Origin of the sequence: Rhizobium bangladeshense (assembly GCF_001662075.1) — a bacterium.
In the GTDB taxonomy this organism is placed as follows: domain Bacteria; phylum Pseudomonadota; class Alphaproteobacteria; order Rhizobiales; family Rhizobiaceae; genus Rhizobium; species Rhizobium bangladeshense_B.
The window spans coordinates 79,826-103,831 of the sequence record NZ_LYPL01000012.1; the positions used below are offsets into that span (position 1 = coordinate 79,826).

A 24,006-nucleotide genomic window follows, 5' to 3' on the forward strand; every position below is an offset into this window, starting at 1 on the left:
TTATTTGAACTTTTCGCGCATCGCATCGATGCCGGGGATGGTTTTGGTCAGATGCTGATGGGCGGGATCGAAGCGCTGGATCAGCCCGCGGCGATGTTTGCCGACCAGGATGGTGAAGATGTAGCCCCGGTGGCCGGGCGAGGTGACGGTCGGGTGATAACCGCGATCGACGAGGACAGTGTCACCATTGCGGGTCATCAGGATCTTAACCGGACCGTCGTCGTCATAGGTGATCTGGCTGCCGAAGCCGGTCTCCGGCTGGAAACGGTAGTGATAAAGTTCCTCGTGCAAGGTCTCGGCGTCGCCATCTTCCGTATCGTGCTTGTGGGGAGGATAGCCCGACCAGCAGCCCTCGCCGGCATAGAGCTCACTCACCAGCAGATTGCCGCAGCGCCCGTTCTGCCGCTGGCCGAGCAGGTGGACGATCCGCCGCTGGCTGTGGGTATCGGGCGAGCCGACATTGACCGCATCGACCTCCTCGGGCGTGACGCGGAACGGGGTGTAGCGCCTGTCGCAGATGCCGCCGGCAATCGCGACTTCGGCTGGGCCGCCACGAGCCGATACCCGGACGTTGGCGTTGACGGGCGCGTAAACCGAGTCCGCATCGCCTTCCCAGATATCGGCTCGCCGGCCCACCGCCCCGAAGCTGACGTCATCCACCTCGATATCCACCTGCCCCGACAGCACGACGTAGAGGCTTTCGTGCAAGGGCAGCCGCCGCGTCTCCCGGCCATCCAACGGAAGCGCGAGGAGATCGAAGTAGATGAGATCGAGCGTCCTGGAGGAGGTATCCACAATGGGACGCTGTTCGGAGCGTGGAATGAATTCGGGCATCAATTGAACTCCGGAACGATACGGTCGGCAAAGGGATTGAGCGACAGGGATTCGGCGTAGTGACAGGCGGCCGCGTGCCCATCGGCCGTCACGGCGCGCAGGGCCGGCACCTCCTGCCTGCAAAGCTCGGTTGCGTAGCGGCAGCGCGGATGAAATGCGCAGCCGGGAGGCGGATGAGCGGGGTCGGCGACCTCGCCCGCCAGCCGGATGCGCTTGCCGTGGCGGCGCAGTCTAGGATCGGCGATCGGCACGGCCGAAAGCAGCGCTTCGGTATAGGGATGGCGCGGGCGCGAAAAGATCTGCTCCGTCGGCGCCTTTTCGACGACGCGGCCGACATACATGACGGCGATATGGTCCGAGATGTGCCGAACGACCGAGAGGTCGTGGGCGACGAAGAGATAGGTCAAGCCGAACTGTTCCTGCAGATCCTGCAACAGGTTAATGGTCTGGGCCTGCACGCTGACATCGAGCGCCGAGACCGCCTCATCGGCGATGACAAGGCGCGGGTTGGACGCCAGCGCCCGGGCGATCCCGATGCGCTGGCGTTCGCCGCCCGAAAAGGCATGCGGGTAGCGGCGCATATATTCGGGCCGCAGACCGACACTCTGCATCAGCTCGGCGACCCGGTGCTCGAGTTCCCGGCCCTCGGCGATGCCGTTGACGCTCAATACCTCGCCGATAATGTCGATGACGGGAAGACGCGGATTGAGCGAGGATTGCGGATCCTGGAACACGATACGCAGGTCACGGTGGATTTCATCGAGGGCAGGTCCGGAGAGGGCCGCGAGATCGACCGTGCCGCCGCTGCGATTGCGATAGCGGATCTCGCCGCTGGTCGGCTGGTAGATGCGCAGCACGGTGCGGGCGAGCGTCGACTTGCCACAGCCGGATTCGCCGACAATGCCGAGCGTCTCGCCGTCATCGACGCGAAGCGAGACGCCATCGACCGCCTTGACGTGGCCGACGACCCGTCGGAACGCGCCCTTGCGGATGGGGAAATGCATCCTGAGCTCGTTCAGTTCGAGCAGCGGGCTTGGCTGCGTCATGGGATCGGCCATCATTGTCTTCCCTCGTAAAGCAGGCAGCTGGCGACGTGCCCGTCACCGATGACGACGGACTCGGGGTCTTTCTGATCGCACAGCCCCGTCCTCGCCTGCCTGCATCGGGGATGAAAGCTGCAGCCTTCGGGCCGGTCGAAACGCGAGGGCACCATGCCCTCTATGGTCGCGAGCCGTTCGGTCGGCTGCCCGTGCATGCGCGGCACCGAGTGCAGCAGGGCCTTGGTGTAGGGATGAACGGGCGCATGGAAGATCGTGTCGACGTCACCCGCTTCCACCACTCGGCCGACATACATGACAACGACCTCGTCGGCGATTTCGGCCACCACGCCGAGATCATGAGTGACGAACAGTACCGAGAGCCCGAATTCGGCCTGCAGCGAGGCGAGGAGATCAAGGATATTGGCCTGGGTGGTCACATCGAGCGCCGTGGTCGGCTCGTCGGCGATCAGCAGTTTCGGACGGCAGGCGAGCGCCAGCGCTATGCAGACGCGCTGGCGCATGCCGCCGGAAAACTGGAACGCATAGCTTTCCATCCGTTCGGCCGGCCGGGGAATGCCGACCAGAGCCAGCGTCTCGATCGCATGCTCGCGCGCTTCTTTCTTTCCCATTTTCAGATGCAGGCGGATCACCTCCATCATCTGGTTGCCGATCGTATGGACGGGTGAAAGAGCGGCCATCGGCTCCTGGCTGATCAGCCCGATCTGGGCACCGCGGATCGCCCGCATATCGCGGCCGCGCGGGTCGAGCGCCGCGAGATCGATCGCGGGGGCTGCCGGATCGGGTCGGTAGCGGATCGCGCCCGAGATGATCCGCCCGCCGCGCGGAACCTGGTTGAGGATCGAGCGGCCGGTGATACTCTTGCCCGACCCGGATTCGCCGACGACGCAGACCGTCCTGCCGCGCGGGATCGAAAAGGAGACGCCGTCGACCGCCCGCACCGTGCCAGCGCCTCCGAAGAAGTGGGTCCTGAGCTCGTCGACCTCGATCAGCGGGTCGCGATCCCCCTGCCGGCTGCCGGCCGTGGCGAAATTGGCGTCAGTATTCATAGGGATCTGCAGCATCGCGTAATCCATCACCAAGGAAATTGAGGGCGAGCACGGTGACGATCACCGCCAGGCCCGGAAGAAACAGCCAGGGTGCGCTCGTGACCGCGAGAATGTTCTGCGCCTCCTGCAGCAGCACGCCCCAGCTGACCACCGGCGGCCGCAGGCCGATGCCGAGGAAGGAAAGTGCGGTTTCGGCAAGGATCATCGTCGGGATGGCGAGTGTGACCGAGGCGATGATGTGGCTCATGAAGGACGGGACCATGTGCCGCCAGATGATGCGCATCCTGGAGCAGCCATCGAGATGGGCGGCGATGACGAAATCCTCCGTTTTGAGCGACAGGAAACGGCCGCGCACCACACGTGCCAGGTCGGTCCAGCCGATCAGCGACAGGATGATCGTGATCCAGAGATAGACCAGGATCGGATCGGCGCTGATGGGAACGGCAGCCGCAAGGCCCATCCACAGCGGGATGGTCGGGATCGAGTTGATGAGTTCGATCGAGCGCTGGATGACATCGTCGACCCAGCTGCCGTAAAGACCGGAAATGCCCCCGAGGATGATGCCGAGGACAAGGCTGATCGCCACGCCGATCAGTCCGACGGACATTGAAACGCGCGTGCCATGCACCGTTCGGCTGAAGACGTCGCGCCCCAACCGGTCGGCGCCGAACAGGTAGAAGGGTTTGCCCGCCTCGATCGGGCCGATCAGGTGACGATCGAAATCGAACAGTCCCCAGAACCGATAGGGCTCGCCTTTGACGAAGAAGCCGATGGGAATGAGGACGGCCGGATCGGGCACATAATTGCGGCTGAGCGCGATCGGATCGACCTTCATCGAATAGCCGTTGACATAGAGCGGATGAAACTGGCCCGCCGCGTCGTAGCCGGCGACTTTGAGCCGCTGGGGCGGCGCATAAGTGTAGCGGGAATCGTAGGTCTGCGATGAAACCGGAGCGATAACCTCGGCAAAGAGGGCGACCAGGTAAATCAGCAGGATGACGACGCCGGCCCCAAGCGCCAGCCGGTGGCGGCGGAAGCGGCGCCAGATGAGTTTCCACTGGCCTGCGACCGCATCCGAATTGCGAACACGTTCAGGTATCAGTGCGATGGCTTGATCGGTCATTGGTATCGCTCCTCAGCCATTGCGAATGCGTGGATCGAGCCAGGCGAGCAGCAGGTCTGAGATCAGCGTACCGATCAGCGTCAGCATGCTCATCAGCAGGATGAAGGTGCCGGCCAGATACATGTCCTGGGCAAACAGGGCGTTGAGAAGTAGCGGTCCGGTGATCGGCAGGCTGAGGACGATGGAGACCACCACCGAACCCGAGACGAGGTGCGGCAGCACCCAGCCGACTGTGGAGACGAAGGGGTTGAGCGCCACCCGCACCGGATATTTCAGCAGCAGCCGGATTTCGCTCAGGCCCCGGGCACGCGCCATGTCGACATAGGGCTTGTTGAGCTCGTCGAGCAGGTTGGCGCGCATGATGCGGATCAGCGCCGCCGTCGCACCGGTGCCGAGCACGACGACCGGGATCCACATATGCGAAATGAGATCGCCGAGCTTGGCCCAGCTCCAGGCAGCATTGATATAGAGGGGCGAAAACAGCCCGCCGACGCTTTGGCCGAAATACTGCGCCGAGACGAACATCAACACCAGCGCCAGCAGGAAATTCGGGATGGCAAGGCCGAGAAAGCCGAAGAAGGTGGCGAAGTAATCGCCGACCGAATATTGCCGCACGGCCGAATAGATGCCGATCGGAAAGGCCACCGCCCAGACGAAGAGCAGCGTGGTGACCGAGACCACCATGGTCAGACCCATGCGTGCCCAGATCAATTCGCTGACCGGCTTGTTCCAATCGAGGGACTGGCCGAAATCGCCATGCAGGAGGATACCGCTGATCCATTTCCAATATTGGACCGTCCAGGGCTGATCGAGGCCATAGCGCTCGCGCAGGCCGGCGATGACGCCGGGATCGACGGTCTCGTTCTGCGAGGCAAGACGCGCGGTCATCGCGGTCAGGAAATCGCCCGGCGGCAGCTGGATGATGATGAAGGTCACGACGGAGATCGCGAACATCATCGGGATCATGTAAAGCAGACGTCTGATGATGAAGCCGGCCATATTCAAGCTCCTTCAACCGGCGATCGCCGCTCGGTCTGGGTGATGGGGCGGGGCTGCTGCCGGAATGGCGCCACGGACGCCATTCCGCCGATCGGATGTCTTTTTTATTGCTGGTAGTAGAAGGTCTCAGGCTTTGCCGGTCCCGGCGTCATGTAGAAGGACGTGCTGGGAATGACCTCCGGAACGTTATGCATATTGGTCTTGACGATGCCGACGCGATCCGGCTCGAGATTGGTGCCGATGACGTAGAACTCGTCCCGGGTGATCACCAGCAGCTCTTTCATCGCTTCAAGCTGCTTTTCGAGCGTCGGCGCTTCTTGCACCTGCCGGTAGAAATCCATCTGTTTCTTGGCGGCTGGGCTCGGTTCCTCAGCGTTCGGATCCTTGGGATTCTGGTAGTAGAGGCCCCAAGCGGTGGCGAAGCTCGATTCATATTCGTGCGGGAAATACCATTTGGGATCGAGCAGGCCGAGGAAGTCATAACCCCCGCCGCCGACCCATCCCAGGCCGTCATTGTCGTTGTTCTGCAGGCGGGAGAAGATCAGCGAGCGTTCTGCCGGGCGCGGTTGCATGTCGATGCCGACAGCCCGCCAGTAGCGCTGGATCAGTTCGAGGGCGTCGACCTGGATCGGGCTTCCGGTCAGCGCATCGATCGCGAAGGTGATGCGCTTGCCGTCCTGACCGAGGCGATAGCCTTCGCCATCTTTCTTGGTCAGGCCGGCCTTGTCGAGATATTGATTGGCGAGGTCGACGTTATATTCCAGATATTGCGTCGCCATCTTCTCGTCGTAGAGCGCCGTGCCTTCGCGGGGTGCTGCCTGATAAGGCTTGGCCTGCCCGGCATAGATGAGCTGATTGAGCTCCTCGCGATTGATGGCGTAGCTGAGGCCGATGCGGAAATCCTTGTTGGAGAAGACAGCGCGCAAGGCCGGGTTCTTATGGGTTTGGTTGAGCGTAATCAGCAGGGCGTTCGACCATGCCGGCCGGGCGATGAATAGGCCGTAGCCGCCCTTCTGCTGGTTCTGCACAATCACCGTGCGGGCGTCCGTCGTCTCGATGAAGCGGTTCTGCATATCGATTTCGCCGCTGATCGCCTTCAGGATGATCGCCTGCGTATCCTGCATCACGTCGATGGTGATGCGGTCGAAGTAGGGCAGCTGGTTTCCTGATGTATCCACCTTGGCATAATAAGGGTTGCGCTCGGCGACGACCTGGGTCGTGCCATTATAGGGCGCAGTCAGCACCCAGGCATCGAGGGTCGGACGGCCGAGATCGCGCCAGCGGCCGGGGAATCCGATCTTGTTGTTGAAGAGCTGGACCCAGTCGGTCGCGCCGGCCGCCTTCACCAGGGCGTCGATGCCATCGGGATTGAAATCCTTGTGGAACTGTTTGAGGTAATGCGCCGGTGCCGCCGCCAGGATATCGGAGCCGCGCACTGTCGCCATATTCATCAGGAACAGGCCGTTCGGTGCTGTAAATTTGAAGACGATCTTGTCGTCGGCGAGCTTTTCGACCTTGACCGGCTCTCCGCCGGCCGTCAGCCAGTCCGGTGCTGCCGGCGTGATCTTGGTGTTGCGCAGCACGTTCTCGTTCCACCAGACCAGATCGTCGGCCGTGAAGGGCTCGCCATCGGACCAGCGTGTTCCTTCGCGCAGGGTGAAGGTATATTCGGTGGCGTTCGCATTGACCTCGACGCTCTTGGCGATGTCGGGGATCACCTCGGTCCATTCCGGATTCCAGCGGACCAGCCTAGTATAGCCGATCGAACGCTCGATCTCGCTGTCGCCGCCGCCGAAGGTGGCCGTGCGCCAGGTGCCGCCATAGGTGCCGACCGATTCAAGCGGCGTCAGCACCAGCGGCTCCTTGGGCAGCCGTTTTTCCACCGGCGGCAGCTTGCCGGCATCGACGAGCGCCTTGAGTTCCGGCGCCTCCTGAAAGCCGAGCGCGGTGCCGGCCCAGCCGGCACCGATGAGGATGGCCGCGGCAACGGTCGAAACGACCTGCCGTCGTAGAATTCTGGCGTGCTGCATTCTCTCCTCCCGATAATGTCGTCCTAGGTTATCGTTAACGTATTCTCCCCATTTCCCAACGTTATCGTTACCGTAATTCTTTGTCAAAGAGATTCTCGGTGACACATGACAGGTCGAGGCAGCCTTGGCTTTTCAGGAAATTATGTTAGTTATCGTTATCGTAAATTTCCCGCCCTTCTCAGAGACAACCCATTGAGCCGTCCCAAAGACCTGGAATCCAAGATAACCATCGCTGATGTTGCCCGTGCCGCCGGCGTGTCGCCGATGACGGTGTCGCGCGTGCTGAACGACCAGGGCGGAGCGAGTGCCGAGACCACGCAGCGCATTCTTTCGGCCGCGAACGAACTCAATTACCGCCCCAATCCTTTTGCGCGCGGATTGCGGTCCGACCGGTCGAAGACCATCGGCCTTCTCGTTCCCGACATCACCAATCCGTTTTTTCCCGAGGTCATCCGGGGCGCCGAGGATGCGGCGAGTGCGGCCGGCTACAATCTGCTTTTGTCCAATGTCGTCGAAAACAGCAAACGGGAAGAGGAACTCATCGAGGCGCTCCTCAGGCATCGGGTCGACGGGATCATCGTCTGCAGCGCGCGTCTTCCCGACGCTGCCCTGCACAAGGCGCTCGCCCACCACCGCGCCGTTGTGCTCATCAACCGCGAGGCTCCCCCCGAAGTCGCCGGAACGATCGTCACGGACTACGAGACTGGAGCCTCGCGGGCCATCGACCACCTGGTCGAACGCGGCCGCCACAAAATCGCGATCATTGCCGGGCCGCGCAGCTCCTTCGGCGGCAAGAGCCGTCTCGTTGGCTTCCGCAAGACGCTGGCAGCCCATGGGCTGAAGGCGCACGGCATCGTCTACTGTGATCCCACGGCTGCCGGCGGGCAGACGGCGGCGGCGCAATTACTAGCGGAGGCACCCGGGATCGATGCCCTCATCTGCTACAACGATCTCAATGCGATCGGCGCCATGAAGGCCTGCCGGGCGGCCGGCATTTCGATCCCCGAGCAGATCGCCCTGGTCGGTTTCGACGACATTCCGGCAGCCGAGCTGTTGTCTCCGGCGCTCACGACGCTGCGCGTGCAGAAGCGGGAAATGGGCGAGGAAGCCGTGCGCCTGCTTCTCAGCCGCATCGCCACCAAAAATCGTCAGCACGGCATCGTCATCGTGCCCGAACTCATCGTCCGCGAAACGACATGATCCGACGATCAACAGGAGGAATATCCCATGGATGCCGGCAATCTGCAGTCACTGGCCTTGGCCGAGGAAAAGAAGGCCTGGTTCGTTCACGACCGGTTCGGCATGTTCGTGCATTGGGGTCTCTATGCCCTGCCGGCGCGCCATGAATGGGTCAAAAGCCGCGAAGAGCTGAACGACGCCGATTATCAGAAATATTTCGATCATTTCGACCCCGATCTCTACGACCCCCGCGAATGGGCCAGACGCGCCAAGGCCGCGGGCATGAAATATGTGGTGCTGACGACCAAGCACCATGAAGGTTTTTGCCTCTGGGATACCAAGGCCACCGACTTCAAGGTGACGAACACGCCATATGGCAAGGATCTGCTGCGCCCCTTCGTCGACGCCTTCCGCGCCGAGGGTCTGAGGATCGGCTTCTACTATTCTCTGATCGACTGGCATCATCCCGATTTCACCGTCGATCCGCGCCACCCGCAGCGCAATCATCCCGATGCGCTTGATATGAACGAAGGCCGGGACATGCAGCGTTATGCCGCCTTCATGCGCGAGCAGGTACGCGAGTTGCTGACCGAGTTCGGCCGGATCGACATCCTATGGTTCGACTTCAGCTACCCGCAGTGGAAGCTCGGAGACTTGGTTGGCAAGGGTCATCGGGATTGGGAAAGCGAGAAACTCGTGCGCCTGGTGCGCGAGCTTGCCCCCGACATCATCATCAACAACCGCCTCGATCTCGCCGGCCTGCAGCCCGACATCGTGACGCCGGAGCAATATATGCCGCGCGCCTGGCCGAAACGCGACGGCAGGCGCGTCGTCTGGGAAGCCTGCCAGACGCTCAGCGGCTCCTGGGGCTATCATCGCGACGAGGACACCTGGAAAAGCACGGAGCAGCTGGTGCAGATGCTGATCGGCACTGTTGCGATCGGCGGCAACCTGCTGATGAATGTCGGCCCGACGGCGCGCGGCACACTCGATCACCGCGCACTATCAGCCCTTGCCGCCTATGAGGAATGGATGGCGCTGCACGAGCGCAGCGTCGTCGGCTGCACCCAGTCCGACTTCACCGCTCCCCCCGACTGCCGCCTCACCCAGAATGGCGACCGCCTCTACATCCACCTGTTCAACTGGCCCTATAAGCACCTGCATTTCGATGCGCTGGCGGGCAAGATCGAATATGCGCAATTCCTGCATGACGCCAGCGAGGTGACCTGGCTGCGCCCGTCGGCCAATACGCTGTGGACGAACACCCAGTTCCCCGTGGGCGAAGACGAACTGACATTCGTGTTGCCAGTGCGCCGCCCCAAGGTCGTCGTGCCCGTCATCGAGGTCAAGCTCAAGGCAGGGGGTGCGGCTGTCTTTCAAGATCAGCCGCTGTTGACAAAATAGGGGCAGCCAAATTTCTGCTGCTACCAACGAGAGAGATGCTTTGAAGAATTCGGGGGTTATCTTGCGGGTAGCAATACGTCGGAACTGTCTGCGCCTGTTAAAAAGCGGCGCGCGAGTGCAGCCCTTACAATACCAGGCCGGATGTCGGTTCATTCGGGGCGGCATGACCCCGTCTGGTTCCGTGCTCGAACACTCTTCACGGAAGACGTCGCCATCTTAGGCTTTAGTCCGATTCCAATTGAAATGGAGCCTCCGTTTATAGGCTCAGGGGCCTTCGTAGAGTCTTCCGTAAATTTCTTCGCCGTAATGAGGACCTGTTTCGCTGGGACTGCGCGTGCGCAAATAGATGGCGCGGTATTCCTTGTCCCAGTCGGTCCGCGATATCATCGCATCTCCAATGCCGCGCGCCACCATCGACGGCACTGCACCTTGCAGAACAAAAGATAAATAATAATTCAAATACTTTTTCCTGCACACGTAGGCTTTAATATCCGTCACCATAAATACAGCCAAATCTGGATTTGCTGTGTAAATATATTTATATATTGCCGGGAGAACCTGAGAGTAATTCAGATTTGTGTAATCATCAAAAACAGCAATGCCACCTGGCGACAATAGTTCATTGCACATTTTGATTTCTTCAAATGTGGTTCTATATGCATGGCTAGAATCGACATGAATAAGCCGGCAATTCTTCCGGAGCTTCTTATAGTCCGGGTAGCGCGAGCGAAACTCCTCCGACCTGCACAGAACAAATTCCATGCCGGGATTTATCGCCCGTATTTTTTCCACTTCCAGGTAATTGGCCACATCAACCAGAACAAACTTTTCTGATGGCCTGACCCGCGGCGCTAAGATCGCAGCGGAGCGCCCCTTATAGGTCCCAAATTCAACAATGTCCCCTGAGATTTCGGGATTTGATGCTTGAAGTGATAGCAAACTATCCATTGCGGCCATCGAAAATGGGGAGAGCATTCCCTCAATCTGATCCGCAACCATCCGCGAGGATAGGAACCGCTCCGCATCGGACTGAACTTTCGTTCCATCCCATGCAACCAGGTTCTTACGGCTAGGTCCTCTACGGCTTTTGATCCCCTCAACCACGGGCTTTGGCAGGACCGCTTTGGCCGCTGATATGATGCGCTGCTTCGTAGACACCCGCATGCTCCAAATCTTCAATAGTACGTGAACGAAAATTCGACTTAACTCAGTTTACCGAGAGAGGCAAAAGGCTTTGCAAACGAGCGACGCTTTTCGCTGTGAGCTCTTCAAAAGTACGCCGCTGGCCGCTTGCGCCATTCCTATGCTGCGCCTCGCATTCGATCCACCAGGTGTTCAAACGGATTGTCGCCGCCCGCCAGCCGCTTCAGGACAAGCCGATCGCCATCGGCCGGTCGAGGTTGCGGGCGAGATAGTCCTGGATCTGGCGGACGATCTGGCCGGCGTGGGCGATGGCCAACTGGTCGGCCCGCTCGGCATCGCCAGCCTCGATCGCGGCGATGATTTCCTCGTGTTCATCGACATATTGGCGCGGCAGGCGGTCGTCGAAGGTCGAATAATAGAGACGAAGGATGCGCCGGCCTTCGTCGAGCAGCTTGGAAAAGAAGGCCGTGTAATAGGCATTGCCGGCAAGCTCGGCGATCGCCACGTGAAATTCGCGATTCGCCTCGATCATCGCATAGGCATCGCGCGCGGCGACGGCATCGGCAAAATCCTTCTGATGCCGGCGGATGCTCTTCATGACCTCGCCGTTCCGCCTCTCGGCCGCCCCGCGCGTCGTGACGCGGTACATCAGCGTCAGCGCTTCGAAATAGGTGGGCAGGCTTGCAAAATCGATCGGCGCGACGATCGTGTTCCTGTTCGGCAAGGTCGTGACGAGGCCGTCGGCGGCAAGCCGCAGCAGCGCCTCGCGAATGGGCGTCCGGGACATCCCGAAACGCTCCGACAGTCGGACCTCATCGAGCGGGCTGCCGGGCTCCAGCGCCATGGAGAGGATTTCCCGGCGCAACGTCACATAGACGCTTTGCGTGCCGGAGCCGCGCACCCGCACATTTTCCGTGTCACTCTGCATATGTCCCGCCTCTGTCCTAAAGCCTTGTATTGCGTTTCGGCCGGTTTCTGCAACGGTCCTGATAAATCCGGTTGAGTCCTGTCGACAGTTTGTATATAAAGCTCCTGACTTCAACGGGGTTCAAGCGATGACGACAGGATGGAAGGGCGTATTTCCCGCCGTAACGACACAGTTCAACGAAGATCTTTCCGTGGATCTGCCGGCGACCCAGCGCGTCCAGGACGCACTCGTCAATGACGGCGTCAACGGACTGATCGTCATGGGCACATGCGGCGAGAACAATTCGCTCGATCCCGATGAAAAGCGCACGATCTTGAAAGCCGCCGTCGAGGTGGTCAATGGTCGTGTTCCGGTCGTGACAGGCGTCTCCGAATTCGACACGCGCCGCGCCGTCGCCTATGCCCGCGACGCCGAAAAGCTCGGCGCCGATGGGCTGATGCTGCTGCCGGCCATGGTCTATGTGCCGAAGCCGGAGGAGCTGATCGCGCATTTCCGCACCGTCGCCGAAGCCACCTCGCTGCCGATCATGCTCTACAACAACCCGCCGGCCTATCGCGTCAATATCGGCGTCGATGTGCTGCAGGTGCTGGCTGACGTGCCGAATATCAAGGCCGTCAAGGAAAGTGCGCCGGATCCGCGCCGCTTCACCGACCTCATCAATGCCTTCGGCGATCGTTTCGATATCTTCGCCGGCCTCGACGACGTCGCCCTCGAGGGTCTGATGCTCGGCGCCAAGGGCTGGGTCTCGGGCCTCACCAGCGCCTTCCCGGAGGAATCCGTGCAGCTCGTTGCCGCCGCCGAACGCGGCGATTGGGAGAAGGCCCGCGAGATCTATCGCTGGTTCATGCCGCTTCTGCATCTCGATGCCGAGCACGACCTCGTGCAGTCGATCAAGCTTGCCGAGCAGATCATGGGCCGCGGCTCTGAACGCGTCCGCATGCCGCGCCTGCCGCTGTCGGGTGCGCGGCGGGCCGAGGTCACCGCCATGGTCGAGAAGGCCGCGGCTACACGTCCCTCGAGGATTTCTCAGGCTGCCTGAACCGATGGGCCGGCAAGCTCGATAGCTGCTGCCGGCCTATTCATCCGTCGTGCTTCGTATCCTTGAACCGGGTCAGGCTGTTGCGGCTGACCAGCGACGGCACTTGGAGAATATGCTCTGAAGCGGTGCGGCCCTCGATCCGGGAGATGAGGGCCCGGGTTGCGATCTGGCCGAGTTCCCTGCCCGATTGGTCGATGCTAGCAAGATTGACGAGGCCGAGCGCTGCGGTCGAGGAGTTGTCATATCCGACGACGGCGAGGTCCTCGGGCACGCGCACGCCCATCTCCATCGCCAGACTCAGAAGCGTGATCGCATCGAGATCGCTCCAGCAGAACACGGCGCGCGGCCTGTCCTTCCTCGCCAGGAATTTTCGCATCGCGTCTTCCCGCCTCGGTGAAGCGATAGGAATCTTTCCGATCGGCGCGGCGCCAAGCCCGCCCCGCTGCATCGCCCGGCGAAAGCCGATCTCTCGCTGGCGGACGACGGAGACCGCGTGCCCTTCGCGCTCGCCGAGACTGAGCATTTCGATGTCGCGATAACCGCAGGCCAGCAGCGCCTCCACCGCAATCTCCGCGCCGCGCTGATCGTCGGCATTGACGGTGTCGAAGGCCGTGGCGCCGGCATCGTGATAACCCACAGTGACGATCGGGATCTGGACGGCGAATTTTGCGATAATGTCGGACGGCAAGCGTGGCGCAACGAGGATGAGCCCGTCCATCTTGTAGTCGATCATCGACTCGATCAACGACGTCTCCAGCTGCACGCGCGCATCGCTGACGCCGATCATTGCCTGATAATGCGAAGGCGCCAGCACGCCGTTTACACCAGCAATCACCTCCGGCAGAAAGGGATTGCGGATGTCGATCAGCAGCACACCGATGGTGAAGCTGCGCCCGCGCAATCCGCGCGCTGCCCGCGAGGGGCGATAGCCGAGCGTCTCGATAGCGTCGGTCACTTTGGCCCGCAACGCTTCGCTGACGCCGTAAGCGTTGCGCATCACCTTGGATACTGCTGCAACCGATACGCCTGCATGGCTTGCCACTGTGCGTATCGTCACGCGATCGTTTCGTTGCGGCTTTTGTTTGTCTTCAACTGACATGAAATCTCTGAGCTGCGGCTGCGGGCCGTCACCAATCACCCGCAAAACCACCATGGCAGACTGGCGATCAAATTTCTATTGCGCTTCCGAAGAAAATGTAGAACGTTATATGGAGAACGTTCTACATTTCATCGGGAGGATTTGATGAACTTTCAACCGCCAGCCATCAGCGGCAATCTCGTTTCGCGCACGTGGTCGGGTGAGATGATCGCGCCGCGGTCGGACGGCGGCCAGGGAGCGGCTGCGAGCTTCGTCTCCAGGACCTTCGAACATGATGGCGCCGGCCTTCCGATCGAACTCTTCATCTCGGCGCTTGGGCTTTATCGCTGCTTCATCAATGGCACCCGCGTCGGCAACGATCTGCTGACGCCCGGCTGGACGAATTACGACGACCGCATTGCCTATCAGCAATACGACATCTCGAAATTGCTGAGACCCGGCCTCAACCGGATCGAAATCTGGCTCGCCGACGGATGGTACCGCTCGCCCATCATGTGGGGCGCCAAGGCTATTCCCAACTGCTGGGGCGACAGGATTGGGGCCATTGCGGATTTGATCGGCCCCAGCGGCACCATTCTTTCCACCGACACGACCTGGCAGAGCGGTCCTCTGCCGATCCTGAAGTCGGGAATCTACTTCGGCGAGATTTATGACGCACGCCTGGAAAAGCTCGCGGAAACGCATGGTACCGAGCGCTTGCCATTCGACAAAGGGCTGCTCGTCGCGCATGAGACGGCAGCGGTGCGGGAACTGCAGCCGATCGCCCCGGCCGAAAGCTGGATCGATGATGAAGGCAGGACGATCTACGATTTCGGCCAGAATGTCGGGGGCTACGTCAGATACACGGTCCGTGGTGTTAGCGGCGCCGAAGTGCGGGTCGAGCATTCGGAAGTCCTTGGACCGGGACGTCACTTCGACAATCGCAATTACCGCACGGCTGCCGCCCACACCCTCTATACGCTGCATGGAGACGGCGATGAGACCTATGCGCCGCATTTCACCTTCCACGGCTTCCGTTATGCCAGGGTCACGATCAAAGGCAGTGCGAAGATCCTTGAAATCGCGTCGATCCCGATCTCGTCCGTCCCGGAACCCGCCGGCGGTTTCACCTCGGGCAACCCTCTGGTCAATCGTCTGGTGCAGAACACCATCTGGTCGCAGCGTGCCAATTTCATCGAAGTGCCCACGGATTGCCCGCAACGTGACGAACGGCTTGGCTGGACGGGGGATGCCCAAGTGTTTGCGGCGACGGCCTGCTGGCTGAGCGACAGCCAGTCCTTCCTCCGGAAATATCTGCGGGACGTGATGGCCGACCAGCGCGAGGACGGCGCCGTCTCGCATTTCTCGCCCGACCCGACGCGTCTGCACCCCGGCAATTTCCCGGGCTACGCCGGCTCGACCGGCTGGGGTGATGCGATTGTCGTGATCCCATGGGTCCTCTACACCCATTATGGCGATCGGACCGTTCTTTCGGAGTGCCTGGACTCCATGGTGCGCTGGGTCGATTTCGTCTGGTCCATCTCGGACGGCCCAATCGTCCGTCCACCATCGCACTGGGGCGTCCGCGGCTTCACCTTCGGCGACTGGCTGCAGCCGGTCGGCGATAACAGAAAGCCTCGCCCGACAATTGCCGACGACTGCGCGGCGACCCTCTATCATTTCATTTCGACGGATCTTCTGGCAAAGATCGCAGGCATTCTCGGCGAGCCTGCGCTTGAAGAGCGGATGAAAGGCCGCGCGGATGAGATCCGGCTGGCCTTTGTCAATGAGTTCATCACGCCGGCAGGGCGGCTCGCCCATAATGACCAGACATCTTATGCACTCGCTTTCCTCTACGATCTGATACCGGCGGGGCATCAGGAAGCCGCCCGGCAGCATTTCCGGAAGGTGATCATCGACGCCGACTACAAGATCGGCACCGGTTTCATCGGCACGCCTGCCCTTTTGCCGGCCCTGACGAAGCTCGGAATGGACGACCTCGCCGAAAAGGTCTTCCTGCAGCAGGACGTCCCGGGCTGGCTCTATCAGGTGTCCAAGGGAGCGACGACGATCTGGGAGCGCTGGGATTCCATGGCGCCCGACGGCAGCATCTACGAACCCGATATGAACAGCTACAATCATTACGCCTATGGCGCCGTCTGCCAGTGGCTGTTCGAATGTGTCGCCGGCATTTCGCCAAGCCCCGACGCGCCCGGATTTGCAGAAGTGATCGTCGATCCCGCGCCGATCCCGTCGCTTTCCCCGGTATCAGCCCATCACGACATCAGCCAGGGGCGCATAGAGGCCGGCTGGCGGTGCACCGGCAGCGAGGTCACCTATGTGCTGACGCTGCCGCAGGGCTGCGTCGGCCGCTTCCGGCCTGGCCGGCGGCACCAGAACCCGAGGCTCAATGGGGGGGCCGTCATCGAGGAGACGGTTCTTCTCCCGGGCACGCACCGGCTGGTCTTTTCCCTACCCGATTCCTGAGGAGCATACAGGTCACACCGTTCAGAGGAGGAACGTCATGACACATCGGATAAGGCTCATTCTCGCGGGCGCATCCACGCTTCTGGCGCTGGCTGCGGCCAACCCGTCGCATGCGGAAGTCACCCTGTCATTCCTGATCGACAACAGTCCCGATACGGTGGCGGCCGCCGAAGCGCTGGTTGCCGCCTATCAGGCCAAGGCGCCTGATGTAACGATCGAAATCGAACAGCGGCCGGGCGGCGGCGAAGGTGACAACATCGTCAAGACGCGTCTGGCGACGGGGGAGATGCCAGACGTGTTCCTCTATAATTCCGGCTCGCTGCTGCAGGCGCTGAAGCCTGCTCAGACGCTTGTCGACCTCAGTGGCCTTCCCTCGCAGGCAAAGGTCGATGACGGTTTCAAATCCGTCGTCCGCGCCGGCGACAAGCTTTACGGCGTTCCCTTCGGCACAGCGATGGCGGGCGGGATTCTCTATAACAGAAAGATCTATCAGGATCTCGGCCTCTCCGTTCCGAAAACATGGGCGGAGTTCATGGCGAACAATGAAAAGATCAAAGCTGCGGGCAAAGTCGCCGTCGCACAGACCTATCGCGATACCTGGACCTCGCAGCTCTTCGTTCTGGCCGATTATTACAATCTGCATGCCGCCGCGCCGAACTTTGCCGCCGACTATACCGCCAACAAGGCGAAATATGCCGAGACGCCGGCGGCCATGAAAGGTTTCGAGCGGTTGAAGGATGTTCACGACGTCGGCCTGATGAACGAGGACTTCGGCGCGGCAAGCTATGACGATGGCCTGAGAATGGTGGCGACCGGCGAGGCGGCGCATTACCCGATGCTGACCTTCGCAGTCGGCGTGCTCAAACAGAACTATCCGGAAAACCTCGGCGATGTCGGTTTCTTTGCGCAGCCAAGCGACGAGGCTTCTGTCAATGGCCTGACAGTGTGGATGCCGCCCGCCCTCTACATTCCGGCCGCGAGCCAGCACATCGAGGAAGCGAAGAAGTTCGTGGATTTCGCCGGAGGCGTCGAGGGCTGCAAGATCATGATCGACACCAACACGGTTCAGGGTCCCTCTCTGGTCGACGGTTGCGGTTTGCCTGCCGATGTGCCCCCTGTCGTCAAGGACATGCTCCCTTACTTCGAGACCGAGGGCAAAACGACGCCGGCGCTGGAATTCGTTTCGCCGGTCAAAGGGCCGTCACTCGAGCAGATCACCGTCGAAGTCGGTTCCGGCATCCGCCAGCCCGCCGACGCGGCGAAGCTTTATGACGACGATGTGCGCAAACAAGCCAAGCAGCTCGGTCTGCCCAACTGGTAGCGGTCTTTCGGGCCATTCGGCCTCGCTCCCGATGGAGCGAGGTTCCACCCGATCGAAGAGGTAGTCATGACCGAGACACGCCCCCGCTCGCGCAAATCGCCCTACCCGCTGTGGTTTTTCATACCGGCTGCCGTCATATACGGCGTGCTGTTTCTGGTGCCCACAGTCTCGTCTCTCTGGTTCAGCCTGACGCGCTGGGATCTTTCGACGGCCGAATTCATCGGGCTCGAAAATTTTCGGCAGTTCTTCTCCGAGCCGTTCCTGATCAAGGGACTGATCAACACGTTGATCTATGCCGTGACGACATCCGGGCTGAAGACGGTCTGCGGGCTGCTGCTGGCCGTGCTCCTGACCGGCAATATCTTCGCCCGCGGCTTCCTAAGAACGCTGGTCTTCTTTCCTGTCCTGGTCTCCACGATCGGTATCGGCATTACCTTCGCAGTGATGATGCATCCGACGAAGGGCATCATCAACGTCACGCTCGAGACGCTCGGCATTCCTGGACCGGGATGGCTGACCAATCCGGCGCTCGCCCTGTTTTCGGTAGCCCTGGTCGACCTGTGGAAGGGTGTCGGCCTTGCTACCCTGATCTTCATCGCCGGTCTAGCCGCAATCAGCCCCGATTACTATGAGGCGGCAAGGATCGATGGAGCGACGCGCCGGCAGCAATTTTTCCGGGTCACCTTGCCGCTTGTACGCCCAGCCACTATCACGGTGGTGACATTGTCGCTGATCGGCGGCCTTCGCTCCTTCGACCTGATTTGGGCGATGACCCGCGGCGGGCCTGGTTTCTCCTCCGACGTGATCGCCTCGGTCATCTACAAGCAATATCAGGCAGGCTTCTACGGCCTGTCGACGGCCGGCAACGTCATCCTGTTCGCGCTGATTGCCGCAATCATCCTGCCGCTCACTTTATGGTTCAACCGGCGCGGGGTCTAAGAATGAGAAGCATCCGTCCCTATATGACCGGCGCGATATCGCTGGCCGTTGCCGCGGTCATCTTCGTCATGCCTTTCGTCTTCGTCGCCCTGCAGGCAGTGAAATCGAAATCCGAAGCCTCCCGTCTCGATTTCGAGTTGCCGGAGCGATGGCTCTTCTGGGACAATCTCGTGGCCGTCTTCAAGGCGCGCGATTATCAGCTCGTGCTCGCCTATTTCAATTCGACGCTGATCACCGTCGCTTCCGTCACGATCCTCATCCTACTGTCGGCGATGGTGGGCTATGTGATGCAGCGCCGCAGGACTACCTGGAACAAGGTCGCATCGGTTGCCCTCTTCATGGGCCTGATGATGCCGCCCGCCGTGGTTCCGACGATCGGCCTGCTGCAGGAGATCGGCCTCTTCAAGACGATGACAGGGATGATCCTGATCCAGGTCGCCTATAACCTCTCCTTTTCGATATTGCTCTACCGCTCGTTCATCTCGACCATCCCGCGCGATCTCGATGAGGCGGCGCTGATCGACGGCGCCAAACCCCGGCAGATCTTCTTCCGGGTGGTCTTGCCGCTTCTGAAGCCGGTGACCGTGACCAATATCGTCGTGCAATCGATCGCGATCTTCAATGATTTCACCAACCCGCTCTACTACTTGCCGGGCAAGGAGAACGTGACGGTGCAGCTGACGCTCTATAATTTCCAGAGCATGTATTCGAGCCAGTACAATCTCCTCTTCATGAACATCCTCCTCGTGACCATCCCGCCGCTGATCGTCTTCATCTTCTTCAACCGGCAGATCGTCGCAGGCATGACATCAGGCGCAGTCAAAGGATAGCAGAATGGCTGAACTCACACTCAAACAGGTTCGCAAGAGCTTCGGCGCCCTTGAAGTCATCAAAGGTATCGATCTGGAGGTGGCCTCCGGCGAATTCGTCGTATTCGTCGGCCCGTCGGGATGCGGAAAATCGACGCTGCTGCGCATCATCGCCGGCCTGGAGGAGACGACCTCCGGGACGCTGACCATCGGCGGCAAGGACGTGACCTATGCCGAACCCTCCGAGCGAGGCATCGCCATGGTGTTCCAGAGTTATGCGCTCTACCCGCATATGACAGTTGCCGAGAATATCGGCTTCGGCCTTTCACTCGCCCGCCGTCCAAAGGCGGAAATTGCCGCCAAGGTCGCGGCGACTGCGGAAACGCTGCAGCTCACCCAGTTGCTGGAGCGAAAGCCGAAAGCGCTCTCCGGCGGCCAGAGGCAGCGCGTCGCCATCGGCCGGGCGATCGTCCGCGATCCCAAGGTCTTCCTGTTCGACGAGCCGCTTTCCAATCTCGACGCGTCGCTCAGAGCCCAGATGCGTCTTGAGATCGCCGATCTCCACGCCAGGCTGAAATCGACGATGATCTATGTCACCCACGACCAGGTCGAGGCCATGACGATGGCCGACAAGATCGTCGTGCTGAACGGCGGTTCGGTCGAGCAGGTCGGCAGTCCGATGGAGCTCTATCGCAATCCGGCGACCCCCTTCGTCGCCGGCTTCATCGGCAGCCCGAAGATGAACCTCTATGGCGGCGAGACGGCGCGGCGATCGAATTGCACCACCTACGGCATAAGGCCGGAACATATCCGGCTTTCGGAAAATGCCGGGCGATGGCAGGGCAGAGTCCGCCACATCGAAAGGCTCGGCGCCGATGCCATCCTCTACCTCGACGTTCCCGACCTCGGCGAGATGGTCGTGCGCGCCGAAGGCGAGACGCCGTTTGCGCCTGGTATGATGGCCTGGGCAAATCCGGTCGAGGGAGCGGAGCATCGGTTTTGAAGGTGGGCCGAAGATAGTCCGCGTCACCGCTGCTTGCGTGAGAGAGAGCCGCCAAGTCTTCTTTCAGCCGGACGGGCAGATTCATCCCTTCGTGAAGAATGCTCATGACACCGGATCACCATTGTCGAGCTCTCGAAAGAACACATAGTGATGCTGGTAGCGACCGAAATAGGCCGAACGTTTGATGTCTGCCGGAACCGCCAGACGTTATGGAAGTTGTGGCCAGATCGGTCGATCCCCGCATAGGCGCTGCAAATAAGCATGCAGCCCGAGAATGTAAGCGTCCGCCGGCTTTTCTCCCCATGCTTCGAAGGTATCGCTCTAAATCTTGTCCTGCGCGGCGTCGGCGCGCCGATAAAAGCGATAAGCCGGTATGGTTATCGGCGCTTGTTGCGGCGTATGACGTCTTTAGCCGAAACGGCGACAAACTCGCTGTCGTCGGCCCGCATCGCGGGCGTAAGCTCGTTCTGCAGCATACACCACGCCTCATCACGCGTCTGCAAATCTCGCCGGATCAGAGCACGGATAGATTCGCTGGCATTTTCATAGAGACCATCGTCGCCGATCTGCTGCTGGATATGATCCTGCAACTGCCCACTGACTTCACCTGAATGCTACCCGACGCCATCGGCACGCCCTTTCGCTCTCTCTTATCATGGGTGGCGTAGCTTATATTATCAATATTCATCACACCCAGTCCTTGGACAACGGGAGCCATCAGAGGCTCAAAACCGATCGGGACGCAGCGGCGTCAGATCGATGACCGGGCGTTGTCCGGCGACAAGTTGGGAAACCAGATAGCCGGTCAATGCGGCCAGCGTCAGGCCGAGATGGCCGTGACCGAAAGCATAGGTGACGCGGGGCGAGCAACGGGAGCTGCCGACGACGGGAAGCGAATCCGGCATGGATGGACGAAAGCCCAGCCATTCGTCGCTGCCTTCGCCGGCCGACGGCAGGAGCTTTCTCACGCCTTCGCGGATCATCGCGGTTCGCTTCGGGTTCAAAGGAGCGGCAAGCCCGCCGAGTTCGACGGTTCCAGCGGCGCGCAATCCATCCGCCATCGGCACCATATAGAAACCGTGCTCGGGATAGCAGACCGGGCGCGACAGAAGATTACCTGCCTGCGGGAACAGGACGTGATAGCCGCGCTCGGTATCGAGCAGCACGCGATCGCCGGTCGCTGCCGCAAGCTTGCGGGAATGGGCGCCGGCGGCCACCACGGCGTGGTCGGCAAGGATCGCCTTATCCGCGATCCTGAGGCCGACGCCGTCGTCGTCGCGCGGCTCGATTGCCGAGACTTCCCCGCTGACGACCTCTCCTCCGCCGCTGACGAGCGCTTGCGCCAGCCCGAAGGCGAGCTGCCTGGGGCTCGAAAACACATAGGCGTCACCGAACAGCACGCCCTTGTGGTAGAGCGGCGCAAGATTGGGCTCCATGCTCTGGATATCGGCGCGGCTGAGGCGATCCATGGCAACGCCATGGCGTTCACGCAGCGCGTTCTCGGCATCGGCTGCCTGGAATTGCGCTTCCGTCTTGTAGAGATAGAGGCAGCCCCCATGCCGCTTCAGCCGTTCGGCGCCGGCCTGCGTCACCAGTGGTTGCCAGGCGGCATCGGCGTGAGAGAGCAGCGTTGCCAATGTTGTGGCGATCCGCTCGACCTCGGCTTTCGTGCTCGATGCCAGGAAGGCGCTGAGCCACGGCGCCAGATGCGGCAGGTACCTCCAGACGATCGCCAGCGGACCGAGCGGGTTGAGCAGCATCCCCGGCACGCGCCAGATGACACCCGGCATGGCCACGGGAACGACGCCGTGCGGCGCGAAGGTGCAGGCATTCCCATAAGAACAGGCCTGCCGGTAGGATGCATCGCCCAATGGCGGTGCCGGATCGATGACCGTGACCCGATGCCCCATTCTCTGCAGCCAGAGGGCCGAGCAGAGGCCGACCAGTCCCGCGCCGACAACCGCCACATGCCGGCGCTCGGCGTCGGGCAAGGGTTGAAGCGCGGGGAGCGGCCTATTCATCCTAGACCAGGCCGGCGAGAGCGCGGGGACGATCGTTCAGCGTGGCGACAATGATGCGCAGCGCCGTTGCCAGTTCGTCTCGCGACGACGCGCAGCCGACATTGACGCGAACGGCATGTTCGACGGGCTGGCGGTCGCAGGCAAACGCGGTGGCCGGCATGACGGCAACGCCGTGAGCACGCAGATTGGCGGCAAAATCCTCGCACCGCCATGGCGCCGGCAGTCTGAGCCAGAGAAACATGCAGCGCGGATCGGCGGAGAAGGAATGGCCGGCAAGCATCGTCGCAACGATCGCATGGCGGGCGCGCAGCTCCGCAAGCTGGGCCCTCAAGATCGCCTCTGCCGTGCCCTCCTCCAGCCAGCGGGTCGCCAGCAGCAGCGGCAGCGGAGAGGGCATCCAGGCGGTCGTGCGGACTGCCTCCGCCGACAGCAGCGCTCGCCCGGGCGGGCAGGTCAGATAGCCGACGCGCAGCCCCGGCGCCAAGGCCTTGGACAATGCGGAAATATGGTAGGTCCTGGCCGGAGCCAGCGTGATCAGGGCGCTTGCACGGGTCCCGAGCATCGGTCCGTAGACATCGTCCTCGATAATGACGAGATCGTGTTTTTCCGCGACCTCGACCAGTTCCCGCCGGCGGGCCTCGCTCATGGTGACGACGGTCGGATTGTGCATGGAGGGGACTGTGAAAACGGCGCGCACCCGCTCTCGGCTGCAGATACCGTCAAGCTCCGCCGCCGACATGCCGTGTTCGTCACTACCGATGCCGATAATGCGAAAGCGGAACATCTGGGCAAGCGCGATCAGGCCGTAATAGGTCAGCCGATCGCAGACGATGGTGTCGCCAGGCTCGATCAAGCTGCTGATGACAGCCAGAAGAGCGTGCTGGGCACCGCTGGTGACGACGATATCGTCTTCGGATGGGTCGAAGCCGTTGAGCGATATCCATTTTCTCGCCGCCAGGCGCGCCCAGGCTGGCCCCTCCGGCGGCTGGTATTCCTGCATCTGACGGAAGCGCGGGTCGGACGAAAGAGCCGGCAGGGATTGGGCGAGGCGCTGCTGAAAATCATCGACGGCCGGCCGGTTGACCGTCAGGTCGATGATGCCGGCCGGGCTCGCCGCCCGGTCGACCCGCGGCATCGCGCCGTCGCCGGTGACGATTGTACCGCGCCGGGTGCTGCCCATCACAAGATTGAGGTTCTGCAATTCACGATAGGCGCGCGTGACGGTCGAGACGTTGAGCGACCGCTCCCGGGCGAGGTCGCGCTGCGGCGGCAGCTGGCTGCCGGGCGGCAGGGCGCCCGAACGGATCCTTGCCTCGAGCTCGTTGGCGAGTTCGAGATAGGCCGGCATGCGCGTTTCACGCTCCTGGTTTGTCTGGTTCATTTCCGATCGTTCAGACATACAATTCCTGAAATACGTGTACAATTCCACGACTGAACACAAGGCCGCCGCCGCGATTCAGTTTGATTTCCTGCGACATAACACGCTTTCCCAACATTTTCGAGGTCCGCAGTCGTTGCCATACAAAATTATTTGTGTGGCTTGACAAACAGAAACAGACCGA

General features: G+C 61.2%; 19 protein-coding genes and 2 pseudogenes. 8 read left to right on the forward strand and 13 right to left on the reverse strand.

Annotated features, from left to right (window positions below):
- From A7X77_RS22270 to A7X77_RS22295, 6 genes are all read right to left on the reverse strand, one after another.
- Complete coding sequence (locus tag A7X77_RS22270; RefSeq protein WP_064685013.1) at positions 1–834, reverse strand: 5-deoxy-glucuronate isomerase; 834 nt, start codon at positions 832–834, stop codon at positions 1–3.
- Positions 834–1,892 carry an ABC transporter ATP-binding protein gene (locus tag A7X77_RS22275; RefSeq protein ID WP_197486877.1) on the reverse strand — a complete coding sequence of 353 codons (1,059 nt, stop codon included), beginning with the start codon at positions 1,890–1,892 and terminating at the stop codon, positions 834–836. The genes A7X77_RS22270 and A7X77_RS22275 overlap by 1 nt, the downstream gene beginning before the upstream one ends.
- Complete coding sequence (locus tag A7X77_RS22280; RefSeq protein ID WP_197486878.1) at positions 1,892–2,956, reverse strand: ABC transporter ATP-binding protein; 1,065 nt, start codon at positions 2,954–2,956, stop codon at positions 1,892–1,894. Before A7X77_RS22280 ends, A7X77_RS22275 begins: the two co-directional genes overlap by 1 nt.
- A complete protein-coding gene (locus A7X77_RS22285; protein ID WP_064685016.1) occupies positions 2,931–4,064 on the reverse strand; it encodes an ABC transporter permease in 1,134 nt (377 codons plus the stop codon). Before A7X77_RS22285 ends, A7X77_RS22280 begins: the two co-directional genes overlap by 26 nt.
- A 12-nt stretch (positions 4,065–4,076) precedes the next feature.
- The gene (locus tag A7X77_RS22290) at positions 4,077–5,063 is read right to left on the reverse strand and encodes an ABC transporter permease (protein ID WP_064685017.1); all 987 of its coding nucleotides are present in this window, start codon (positions 5,061–5,063) and stop codon (positions 4,077–4,079) included.
- A gap of 104 nt (positions 5,064–5,167) precedes the next feature.
- Complete coding sequence (locus A7X77_RS22295) at positions 5,168–7,093, reverse strand: ABC transporter substrate-binding protein (protein ID WP_064685018.1); 1,926 nt, start codon at positions 7,091–7,093, stop codon at positions 5,168–5,170.
- 192 nt (positions 7,094–7,285) lie between these two features.
- Here A7X77_RS22295 and A7X77_RS22300 point away from each other — a divergent pair, with 192 nt between their 5' ends.
- Both A7X77_RS22300 and A7X77_RS22305 read left to right on the forward strand, forming a co-directional pair.
- A complete protein-coding gene (locus tag A7X77_RS22300) occupies positions 7,286–8,293 on the forward strand; it encodes a LacI family DNA-binding transcriptional regulator (protein ID WP_082928851.1) in 1,008 nt (335 codons plus the stop codon).
- A 27-nt stretch (positions 8,294–8,320) separates the two neighbouring features.
- Positions 8,321–9,676, forward strand: a complete 1,356-nt coding sequence (locus tag A7X77_RS22305; RefSeq protein WP_064685019.1) for an alpha-L-fucosidase — start codon at positions 8,321–8,323, stop codon at positions 9,674–9,676.
- Positions 9,677–9,940: 264 nt separating this feature from the next.
- Here A7X77_RS22305 and A7X77_RS22310 read toward each other — a convergent pair whose 3' ends face one another.
- Both A7X77_RS22310 and A7X77_RS22315 read right to left on the reverse strand, forming a co-directional pair.
- Positions 9,941–10,834 (reverse strand): class I SAM-dependent methyltransferase, encoded by an 894-nt coding sequence (locus A7X77_RS22310; protein WP_064685151.1) that lies wholly within the window; start codon positions 10,832–10,834, stop codon positions 9,941–9,943.
- Between the two features lie 208 nt (positions 10,835–11,042).
- A complete protein-coding gene (locus tag A7X77_RS22315) occupies positions 11,043–11,747 on the reverse strand; it encodes a GntR family transcriptional regulator (RefSeq protein WP_064685020.1) in 705 nt (234 codons plus the stop codon).
- Positions 11,748–11,874: 127 nt separating this feature from the next.
- Here A7X77_RS22315 and A7X77_RS22320 point away from each other — a divergent pair, with 127 nt between their 5' ends.
- Entirely contained in the window at positions 11,875–12,786 is a 912-nt protein-coding gene (locus A7X77_RS22320; protein WP_064685021.1) for a dihydrodipicolinate synthase family protein, read from the forward strand.
- A gap of 40 nt (positions 12,787–12,826) precedes the next feature.
- Here the strand turns inward: A7X77_RS22320 and A7X77_RS22325 are convergent, their stop codons facing one another.
- A complete protein-coding gene (locus A7X77_RS22325) occupies positions 12,827–13,885 on the reverse strand; it encodes a LacI family DNA-binding transcriptional regulator (RefSeq protein ID WP_064685152.1) in 1,059 nt (352 codons plus the stop codon).
- A gap of 144 nt (positions 13,886–14,029) precedes the next feature.
- Between A7X77_RS22325 and A7X77_RS22330 the strand changes: the two genes are divergently transcribed.
- The 5 genes from A7X77_RS22330 (at position 14,030) to A7X77_RS22350 (ending at position 20,423) form a co-directional block, all read left to right on the forward strand.
- On the forward strand, positions 14,030–16,351 hold the full coding sequence (locus A7X77_RS22330) for an alpha-L-rhamnosidase (protein WP_064685022.1): 2,322 nt from the start codon (positions 14,030–14,032) through the stop codon (positions 16,349–16,351).
- Between the two features lie 37 nt (positions 16,352–16,388).
- Positions 16,389–17,672, forward strand: a complete 1,284-nt coding sequence (locus tag A7X77_RS22335) for an ABC transporter substrate-binding protein (RefSeq protein ID WP_064685023.1) — start codon at positions 16,389–16,391, stop codon at positions 17,670–17,672.
- A 66-nt stretch (positions 17,673–17,738) separates the two neighbouring features.
- A complete protein-coding gene (locus tag A7X77_RS22340) occupies positions 17,739–18,611 on the forward strand; it encodes a carbohydrate ABC transporter permease (protein ID WP_064685024.1) in 873 nt (290 codons plus the stop codon).
- 2 nt (positions 18,612–18,613) lie between these two features.
- Entirely contained in the window at positions 18,614–19,441 is an 828-nt protein-coding gene (locus A7X77_RS22345; RefSeq protein WP_064685025.1) for a carbohydrate ABC transporter permease, read from the forward strand.
- 4 nt (positions 19,442–19,445) lie between these two features.
- Entirely contained in the window at positions 19,446–20,423 is a 978-nt protein-coding gene (locus A7X77_RS22350; RefSeq protein WP_064685026.1) for an ABC transporter ATP-binding protein, read from the forward strand.
- Positions 20,424–20,451: 28 nt separating this feature from the next.
- On the opposite strand, the pseudogene A7X77_RS34295 reads toward A7X77_RS22350, so the two are convergent.
- The 4 genes and pseudogenes from A7X77_RS34295 to A7X77_RS22365 form a co-directional block, all read right to left on the reverse strand.
- Positions 20,452–20,798 (reverse strand): annotated as a pseudogene (locus tag A7X77_RS34295) (type II toxin-antitoxin system RelE/ParE family toxin); the annotation flags it as partial.
- Positions 20,799–20,800: 2 nt separating this feature from the next.
- Positions 20,801–21,051 (reverse strand): annotated as a pseudogene (locus A7X77_RS22355) (ribbon-helix-helix domain-containing protein).
- 97 nt (positions 21,052–21,148) lie between these two features.
- On the reverse strand, positions 21,149–22,444 hold the full coding sequence (locus A7X77_RS22360; protein ID WP_064685027.1) for an NAD(P)/FAD-dependent oxidoreductase: 1,296 nt from the start codon (positions 22,442–22,444) through the stop codon (positions 21,149–21,151).
- A gap of 1 nt (position 22,445) precedes the next feature.
- Positions 22,446–23,843 (reverse strand): aminotransferase class I/II-fold pyridoxal phosphate-dependent enzyme, encoded by a 1,398-nt coding sequence (locus A7X77_RS22365; RefSeq protein ID WP_064685028.1) that lies wholly within the window; start codon positions 23,841–23,843, stop codon positions 22,446–22,448.
- Positions 23,844–24,006: the final 163 nt, after the last annotated feature.